Below are 4,612 nucleotides of genomic sequence, written 5' to 3' on the forward strand. Positions count from 1 at the left end.
GCCCTTGGACTTAAGAAAATAGGTAAAACAGTAGAGCATGAGGGAACTCCTCAAATCAACGGTATGATCAACAAGATAAGCTACATGTTAAAAGTAGAAGAAATATAATAAAGAGGAGGTGCAAGACGTATGAAACTTCATGAATTAAAACCAGCAGCTGGAAGCAGAAAAGCTCCTAAAAGAGTAGGAAGAGGAACTGGTTCAGGTTTAGGAAGAAACGCTGGTAAAGGTGAAAAAGGACAAAACGCTAGATCAGGTGGTGGAGTTAGACCAGGATTCGAAGGTGGTCAAATGCCATTATACAGAAGACTTCCTAAAAGAGGATTCACTAACCCATTTACAAAGCATTTTGTAACAATCAATGTTGATAGATTAAACATATTCGAGAGTGGAACAGAAGTTACTCCAGAAGTATTACTTGAAAGAAGAGTAATAAGTAAACTAATGGACGGTGTTAAGATTTTAGGAAATGGAAACATAGAAAAGAGCTTAACAATCGCAGGTTGCAAGTTATCTAAGCAAGCAGCTGAGAAAATAGTTGCAGCTGGAGGAAAAGTTGAGGTGAAATAATCGTGCTATCAACCCTACGTAATGCCTGGAAGGTTCAAGACTTAAGAAATAAAATAATTTGGACTGTATTCTTAATAGCAATTTTCAGGATGGGAAGTTATATTCCTGTTCCTGGAATTGATACAAATAGTCTGAAATCTTTAACACAATCTGGAAGTTTAGTAAGCTTCTATGATTTAATTTCTGGTGGTTCTTTTAGTAGATTTAGCATATTTGCTTTAGGTGTTGTACCATACATCAACGCTTCAATCATTTTGCAACTTTTAACAGTTGCAATTCCTAAATTAGAGCAATTATCTAAAGAGGGAGATGACGGAAGGAAAAAAATCCAAAAGATAACTAGATACGCTTCAATTGCTATTGGAGTTATTATGTCTTATGGAACTTATGTGATAATTCACAACGTAGGAGCACTTAAAAGTAACTCTCCTGTTAGTACATTTGTAATATTACTAACATTAGTAGTTGGTTCGACTTTTCTTATGTGGTTAGGTGACCAAATTACTGTTAAAGGAGTAGGTAATGGTACTTCATTGATAATATTTGTAAACATACTATCAAGATTACCAATGACAGGTTACCAGATATATAACTTAAGTAAGATTGGTAAAATAAATATCGTTGAAATAGCGTTATTTATTGCATTTACATTAGCTTTATTAGCAGGTGTAATTTATTTATCACTAGCAGAAAGAAGAATTACTGTTCAATATGCAGGTAAAGCCGTAGGTAACAAAGTTATGAAGGGACAATCAACTCATATTCCTTTAAGTATTATTGGAACAACTGTTATAGCAATTATATTTGCAATGTCAGTTATGAGTTTCCCAACAACTATAGCTCAATTCTTCCCTGAAGCTGGATGGTCACAATGGATCACAGGATCATCTTATAGTCCTTTTAATGCAAAGACTTGGATGTATCCAGTATTGTATGCATTATTGACTATATTCTTTACTTGGTTTTATACAGAAATTACATTTAAGCCAGATGAAATGGCTGAAAATATGCATAAATCATCAGGTTTCATTCCTGGAATAAGACCTGGTAAACCAACAGAGATTTATTTAGAGAAAGTATTAAATAGAATTTCAATGTTTGGTGGCTGTTTTGCTGCTATCATAGCAGTAGTTCCTATTTTAGTTGCAAACTATACTCCTTTTGAAGGAATACAGTTTGGAGGAACTTCACTATTAATTTTAGTTTCTGTTTCATTAGAAGTAATGAGACAATTAGAATCTCAGTTAACAGTTAGACACTACCAAGGATTCTTAAAATAGAAATACAAGTTATGGAGATGATGCCCGTGAAGATAGTTTTATTAGGTCCTCCTGGAGCAGGAAAAGGAACACAGGCAAAATCAATTAGTAATAGATATTCAATCCCTCATATATCTACTGGAGATATTTTTAGAAAAAATATTTCTGAAAATACTCCTTTAGGTGTTGAGGCTAAAACATACATGGATAATGGACAGTTAGTTCCAGATGAAGTAACTATAAACATGGTTAAAGATAGACTTCAGCAAAATGATTGTAAAAATGGATATTTATTAGATGGTTTCCCAAGAACAGTTCTTCAAGCAGAAGCTTTAGATAGTTTCTTAATTGAAAGAGGAGAATCAATAGATACTGCTCTTTTAATAGAAGTACCTAAAGAATTTATACTTGAAAGAATGACAGGTAGAAGAGTCTGCCCATCTTGTGGAGCAAGTTATCACATAAAGTTTAATCCACCAGCTAATGATGGAAAATGTGATCTTTGTGGATCAGATGTTATTCAAAGAAAAGATGACACTGAAGAAACAGTTAAAGAAAGACTTGAAGTGTATGAAAATCAAACACAACCATTAATTGATTTTTATGAAAATAAAAAGCAACTTTCAGTAGTAGATGGAACACAAGCAATAAACGAGGTCTTTGAGAGTATCTGTAATATATTAGGAAGTGAAAAGTAGTGATAATTCTTAAGAATGAAAATGAAATCAACCTAATGAGAAAAGCAGGAAAGCTTCTTGGAGAAACACTTAACCTGCTTGAGGAGAAGGTAAGACCTGGTATTACTACTACGGAATTAGATAGAATAGCTGAAGAGTTTATAACTAAGCATGGAGCTACACCATCCTTTAAAGGATTGTATGGTTTCCCAGCTTCATTATGTATATCTGTTAATGAACAATTAATTCATGGATTTCCAGGAAGTTATGAATTAAAGGATGGAGACATTGTTTCTATTGATTGTGGAGTTTGTCTAAATGGATTTCACAGTGATGCTGCTAGAACTTTTGGTGTTGGTAAAATATCAGAAGAAGCAGAAAAGCTTATTGAGGTTACTAAAGAATCCTTTTTTAAAGGAATCGAAAAAGCATATGTAGGCGATAGATTAACGGATATTTCTAATGAGATACAGCAATATGTTGAAGCCAATGGATTTTCAGTTGTTAAGGACTTTGTAGGTCATGGAATTGGTCGAAAAGTTCATGAAGATCCTGAAGTTCCTAATTTCGGTAGACCAGGCAGAGGTCCAAAGTTAGTGGCAGGAATGGTATTAGCTATTGAACCAATGGTAAACATGGGATCATATAGAGTCAAGACTTTAGATGATGGCTGGACAGTAGTAACAGCAGATGGTAAGCTATCTGCACATTATGAAAATACAGTTGCAATTTTACCTAATGGTCCTGAAATATTAACACTTGTAAAATAGTTTTAATATATATTGCTTAGTTATAAATTAACATTTGCCTATGAGGAATTTGTAGTTTATGACTAAGGTAATCTTTGAGGTGGATAAGTTGCAAGAAACTCACTTAATTGGTAGATTAGTTACTTCAAAAGCTGGTAGAGATGCAGGAGAATCATACATAGTGGTTGGAATGGCAGATGTTTATTTACTAGTTGTAAATGGAGTGACTAAGACCATAGAAATGCCAAAAAAGAAAAAAATAAAACATGTAGTGCTTACTGAGATGTTTGACGATGAAATAAAATCATGTATAATATCAAAGGATAAGAATATTAATCTTAAAATAAAAAGATTTTTAAAACTTAATAGCACTAACAAGGAGGTTTGATTACCTTATGTCAAAAAGTGATATAATTGAAATGCAGGGTACGGTTTTAGAATCTCTACCAAATGCAATGTTTGAAGTTGAATTAGAGAGTGGGCATAAAATATTAGCTCATATCTCAGGAAAGTTAAGAATGAACTTCATAAGAATTTTACCAGGAGATAAAGTTACTGTGGAACTTTCACCATATGACTTAACAAGAGGTAGAATTACATGGAGAGCAAAATAAGGAGGGTTAGCGATGAAAGTAAGACCATCAGTTAAGCCTATTTGCGAAAAGTGCAAAGTTATAAGAAGAAAAGGAAGAGTAATGGTAATCTGTGAAAATCCTAAGCACAAACAAAAACAAGGCTAATAGGTAAATAAAACATAATAAACAGTTAATTAGGAGCGAATTCTTATTGACTTTTATTTAAAAGTAAAATATGATTATATAGGCATTTAAATAATAGCAAATAAATTTTAGGTGCGGCTGTGATGGTTTTTCACCATCAGCCTAAAATTTTAAATATAAATTAAATAATATTTAATTGAGTTACTATTAGTGTAAATCAATTACGCATTTTATTACCAGGAGGTGTAACATTAATGGCAAGAATAGCAGGTATCGACCTACCAAGAGAAAAAAGAGTTGAGATAGGTCTAACTTATATATATGGTATAGGATTACCTACATCACAAAAAATTCTTGAAGTAACTGGAGTTAATCCTGATACAAGAGTTAAAGATCTTACTGAGGATGAAGTAAACTCAATAAGAAACTACATTAAAGAATTAACAGTTGAGGGTGACTTAAGAAGAGAAGTTGCTTTAAACATAAAGAGATTAGTTGAAATTGGTTCATACAGAGGAATCAGACATAGAAAAGGTCTTCCACTTAGAGGACAAAAAACTAAGACTAATGCTAGAACTAGAAAAGGTCCTAAGAAGACAATAGCTAATAAGAAGAAATAGTTAAGGAGGGAAGACAAT

Annotated in this window: 9 protein-coding genes; all 9 read left to right on the plus strand. The window is 32.8% G+C overall.

Annotated elements, in window-relative coordinates:
- On the plus strand, window positions 1-108 hold a 108-nt coding region (rpmD, locus tag Q1K13_RS11920; RefSeq protein WP_300351228.1), incomplete at its 5' end, for a 50S ribosomal protein L30.
- A 21-nt stretch (window positions 109-129) separates the two neighbouring features.
- Window positions 130-570 (plus strand): 50S ribosomal protein L15, encoded by a 441-nt coding sequence (gene rplO / locus Q1K13_RS11925; RefSeq protein WP_300351211.1) that lies wholly within the window; start codon window positions 130-132, stop codon window positions 568-570.
- Between the two features lie 2 nt (window positions 571-572).
- Window positions 573-1,850 (plus strand): preprotein translocase subunit SecY, encoded by a 1,278-nt coding sequence (gene secY / locus Q1K13_RS11930; RefSeq protein WP_300351213.1) that lies wholly within the window; start codon window positions 573-575, stop codon window positions 1,848-1,850.
- Window positions 1,851-1,876: 26 nt separating this feature from the next.
- Window positions 1,877-2,527, plus strand: coding sequence for an adenylate kinase (locus tag Q1K13_RS11935; protein ID WP_300351216.1), 651 nt, complete (start codon window positions 1,877-1,879; stop codon window positions 2,525-2,527).
- Complete coding sequence (gene map, locus Q1K13_RS11940; RefSeq protein ID WP_300351218.1) at window positions 2,527-3,276, plus strand: type I methionyl aminopeptidase; 750 nt, start codon at window positions 2,527-2,529, stop codon at window positions 3,274-3,276. Before Q1K13_RS11935 ends, map begins: the two co-directional genes overlap by 1 nt.
- Before the next feature lie 88 nt (window positions 3,277-3,364).
- Window positions 3,365-3,643 carry a KOW domain-containing RNA-binding protein gene (locus tag Q1K13_RS11945; protein ID WP_300351230.1) on the plus strand — a complete coding sequence of 93 codons (279 nt, stop codon included), beginning with the start codon at window positions 3,365-3,367 and terminating at the stop codon, window positions 3,641-3,643.
- Window positions 3,644-3,650: 7 nt separating this feature from the next.
- A complete protein-coding gene (infA, locus tag Q1K13_RS11950) occupies window positions 3,651-3,869 on the plus strand; it encodes a translation initiation factor IF-1 (protein WP_300351220.1) in 219 nt (72 codons plus the stop codon).
- 12 nt (window positions 3,870-3,881) lie between these two features.
- Window positions 3,882-3,995 (plus strand): 50S ribosomal protein L36, encoded by a 114-nt coding sequence (rpmJ, locus tag Q1K13_RS11955; protein ID WP_039312872.1) that lies wholly within the window; start codon window positions 3,882-3,884, stop codon window positions 3,993-3,995.
- A 233-nt stretch (window positions 3,996-4,228) separates the two neighbouring features.
- The gene (gene rpsM, locus Q1K13_RS11960; protein WP_300351226.1) at window positions 4,229-4,594 is read left to right on the plus strand and encodes a 30S ribosomal protein S13; all 366 of its coding nucleotides are present in this window, start codon (window positions 4,229-4,231) and stop codon (window positions 4,592-4,594) included.
- The last annotated feature ends 18 nt before the right edge of the window (window positions 4,595-4,612 follow it).

This window comes from Clostridium sp. (assembly GCF_029267215.1).
Lineage (GTDB): Bacteria > Bacillota > Clostridia > Clostridiales > Clostridiaceae > Sarcina.

Excerpts from the sequence above, each read along its gene's own strand:
- rpmJ (WP_039312872.1), top strand. The coding sequence starts at position 3,882 with ATGAAAGTAAGACCATCAGTTAAGCCTATTTGCGAAAAGTGCAAAGTT.
- rpsM (WP_300351226.1), top strand. The coding sequence starts at position 4,229 with ATGGCAAGAATAGCAGGTATCGACCTACCAAGAGAAAAAAGAGTTGAG.
- rplO (WP_300351211.1), top strand. The coding sequence starts at position 130 with ATGAAACTTCATGAATTAAAACCAGCAGCTGGAAGCAGAAAAGCTCCT.
- infA (WP_300351220.1), top strand. The coding sequence starts at position 3,651 with ATGTCAAAAAGTGATATAATTGAAATGCAGGGTACGGTTTTAGAATCT.